At 44.1% G+C, this 3,808-nt stretch carries 2 protein-coding genes; both read right to left on the bottom strand.

Features of this window, described 5'->3' with window-relative positions; genetic code table 11:
* Positions 1-197 precede the first annotated feature (197 nt).
* On the bottom strand, positions 198-1,106 hold the full coding sequence (ylqF, locus tag B3M51_RS01680) for a ribosome biogenesis GTPase YlqF (RefSeq protein ID WP_292756399.1): 909 nt from the start codon (positions 1,104-1,106) through the stop codon (positions 198-200).
* 51 nt (positions 1,107-1,157) lie between these two features.
* Positions 1,158-3,808 (bottom strand): HD domain-containing phosphohydrolase (locus B3M51_RS01675; protein ID WP_292756398.1); only part of this gene is annotated, 2,651 nt, incomplete at its 5' end.

Below are 3,808 nucleotides of genomic sequence, written 5' to 3'. Positions count from 1 at the left end.
ATTCTGCAGCACCTCTTCATAAGCGATGTCATTATGAGATTTAGCGTATATCGAGGGTTTTGTCGCCGCACAACCTGCCAGCATAAACATCAGTAATACCGTTAAAAATCGCATAACAAAATTCTCCACAACCATTACTCTACAGACAATTTCAGAAAGCAGATGTTACAGAAATAAATCTATTCTGCTGAAGAGGATCACCGTTTATTTTTACGTGCGGCTTTTTTGGCCGCTTTTTCTTCACGTCTCTGTATTACCTGCAACCACTCCCGTTCAGTCATCTCAGGAGTTTCCAGCGTCAGTCTGCCAAGCTGACCATTGCGTAATTCAGTGAGCAGAATTTTACTTATCCGCTCAATATCGGCCACACCACCGGCTTTAATACAACCACGCTTCTGGGCCATTTTTTCCAACATCGTTTGTTCATGGTCAGTGATGTCATCGACATGAAATCTACTGAACAAAGCTTCAGGATATTGCTGCATAAGATACTTGACAGCGTATAAGGCAATATCATGATTCTCAAAAGCAGTTTCTTTAATGGCATGGGTAATCGCCAAACGATACCCACTGTCATGATTTTCCAGATTGGGCCATAACACTCCCGGGGTATCATGTAATACCACCACATCATCAACGATAATACGTTGCTGAACCTTGGTCACAGCAGGTTCATTACCAGTTTTGGCTATCTGTCGCCCGGCAAGTGCATTTATCAATGTCGATTTACCAACATTGGGAATACCCATTATCAGTGCCTGAATTTTTTTAACACTGCTGGCTTTATGCGGTACCAGTTTTTGGCACATCGCAATTAATTCCTTGCCACGAGAAGTCTCATTGGCAGACAGAACCAGGGTTTTGATTCCCTGCTCCTGCTCAAGATATTGTTGCCAGATTTCAGTCAGTTGCGGATCAGCCAGATCGGCCTTGTTTAGCACCTTAAGACAGGGTTTATCACCTCGAATAGCCGCCAGCATGGGGTTGGAGCTGCTGTATGGAAGTCGGGCATCCAGCACTTCGATGATGAGATCCATCTGCGGCAGAATTTTTTTCATCTCCAGCCCGGCTTTGTGCATATGTCCGGGGAACCACTGAATTGCCATTAAGTACTCACTACAAACACCAGAATTGGTTAATCCATTATAACGCTTAAGCTAAATATAACGTTCCTCTTCTCGCAGAAACTTGCTGATATCGACTTCATCAATTTGTTCTGAGGTCATAAACTTTTCGGCGTATTGTTTGTACACGCCACTGGTGAGGAATAATTCAAACACATCCCTATCCATCAACTCCTGCTCAACCAGCTGATGCAGAATGAAAATGGCTACGCTGAGGGTTTTGGCTTTTTTATAGGGGCGATCTGCAGCTGTCAGTGCTTCAAAAACATTGGCCAGCATAATGATGCGTTCAGGGACTGATAAATCGTCAGCAGTGAGCCCCCGTGGATAGCCAGTCCCATTCATTGTTTCAAGATGTGTTGTTGCATAACGCGGAATAGTTGAAAGCTCCTCAGGATATGGTAAGGCTTCAAGCATTTTGATAGTGGTCAGAATGTGTTCATTGATTCTGAAACGCTCTTCTTTGGTCAGGGTACCGGACTCAATGGTCAGGTTGTAGAGTTCACCATGATTAAAACCGTATTCCGGTTGGTTCAGATTCTCCCCGGCCCAGGCATCCTCAGCTGCTTTCTGATTGCGAGGAATAATATGTTCCGCTTTATCTGCCAGCAGCTGTTCAGTCACAGGAAGCGTAGTTGTTGCAGCAGTTTGCTGATCCAGCTCTACTGGAGAGAGCCCTAACTGATCATCAAAATGTCGTTCCCAGGTGATTTTCGCCAGCCGTTTCAATCTTTCATTGGTATTCTGATCCATAAATTCTGTACCAATATTGCATTGAGCAACAAAAGCAAAGTCATCTTTTAGCTGCAGTTGCTTCACCTTTAACGCTTCTTCATTCATTTCACGATTTTCAGGTCGTTGCACTGTTTGTTGCCAAAACTCTATTTCGGCATCACGCCACAACACCTCAAAGCGCATACGGATCTCGTGAATCCGGTTATAGATCATTTCCAGCTTAGTACGTTTATCAACCAGATATTCCGGAGTGGTGATTTTTCCAATGCTATGTAACCAGGCTGCCAAACGAAATTCCCGCTGTTTGCCTTCATCATCCAGTTTGAAATGTTTAAAAATCTGCTCGTTTGATTTATCTGCTTCGTTTGCCAATAACATCGACAGCTCGGGTACCAGCACACAATGACGTGTTGGATAAGATGATTTTGCATCAATCGCATGGGCTACTGACTCAATCAAAGAATCGGTCCATTGCTGTTGTGTTTGTTGATAAGTTCGAATTGTCTGTGACAGATCGTGTAAGTTTTCACTTAATGCATCGATTTCTATTAAGTGATGAGCTGGAACGTCTACCGCAGAAAATTGACGCTGTTGAATATGCTCAATATTTGTCTGAAGTTTTTTTACGGCAGACAATATTAGCGAAGCAAACCACCAACTGAGCGGCAATAGGAGTAACAACATCAGGCCGGCAACCAGCATGGCATTTTGAGTTTTGCTCCACACCTGGGTCATCAGCGTATTCTGTGGCGAAATGATAGTGAGGTACTGTGGTTCCACATCATTGATGGCAATAGCCTGATGATAGACATAATAATCCTGTTCATTAAGTCTTATCGATTGCAGCTCATCGGAAACCTGTAGCGCATCACTTTTAAAACGCTCCAGACGAAATGCCTGGGGATTACCTTCCATATTTATGGAATTAAACCACTTATCAACTAAGGCCTGATGATGACTATCCGATAAATTTTCCAGTGCCCGGTTAAAGATGTTGGTAAGCCCAGTGTTTTGTCGATTCACCATAAAATGTAGCCCGGTAGGCAATTCTGCTGGCGAGAAGTCCACGCCCTGATGTACCGTTATCTCATCTGTATATTCCTGAGCGGTGATATATTGCAACGTAATTGCCGTATCCATTCCGGCATCAGCCTCCCCACGGATAACAACTTCAAAAACCTCGCGAGTGGTTTCCACTTCAATAATATTGATATCAGGAAACTCTGCCTGCAACCTGCCGGTTAATGACCAGCCCTCGGGGATGGCAACCGTTTTACTGTTCAACTCTGTAATACGTGTAACAGGCAACTCGGAAGAGGTGATAATGCCGTAAGGAACATCGACAAACGGGATGGTCATTTCGCCCATAAAATTACGAAATTCACTGTAAAAAACCGGCTGCATGATTTCCAGCTCACCATCGACAAACTGTGTTGCTAGCTGTTGCCAATTGTCTCCCGTAATAAACTGCATCTCCAAACCGCTCATCCGTGAAATGTAATTCAGCACATCTACGGCATACCCCATAGGTACACCGTTACTGGAAAAATTTAACGGCGGCCAGTCTTTCTCACTACTCACCCGTAATATCGGGTTTTCTTCAATTATCGCCAGTTGCTCGTTCGTCAGTTCCAGTCTTGGCGCTTCTGGCAACGGAATAATTTGTTCTGCAGGTTGATTGGAGGCAATAACTCCACCCGTTTGTGGATAGAAAAATATTTCCGTCTCATTATCTCGATGACGGTTTCTCAGCAAAGTAGACAATCCTGTCAATTCTACGGTGATCGATAAAACGGCATCACTGTCAGGCAATTTGACTGAGTAGGTTTGCGCTGGGGAAAATATTTCGGTGAGCAGATAGGATTGAGTTGTGCTCACATCATCGACGGTAGCTTCCGAAAACCAGGGGTGGGTAGTGATATCAATATCACTTTGATGCTGCCAGGCAT

The sequence above is a fragment of the Methylophaga sp. UBA2689 genome (assembly GCA_002354555.1).
GTDB lineage: Bacteria > Pseudomonadota > Gammaproteobacteria > Nitrosococcales > Methylophagaceae > Methylophaga.
The sequence above is the reverse complement of the archived record's forward strand: the minus strand, read 5'-3'. Positions and strand labels throughout refer to the sequence as shown.

Excerpts from the sequence above, each read along its gene's own strand:
- ylqF (WP_292756399.1), bottom strand. The coding sequence starts at position 1,106 with ATGGCAATTCAGTGGTTCCCCGGACATATGCACAAAGCCGGGCTGGAG.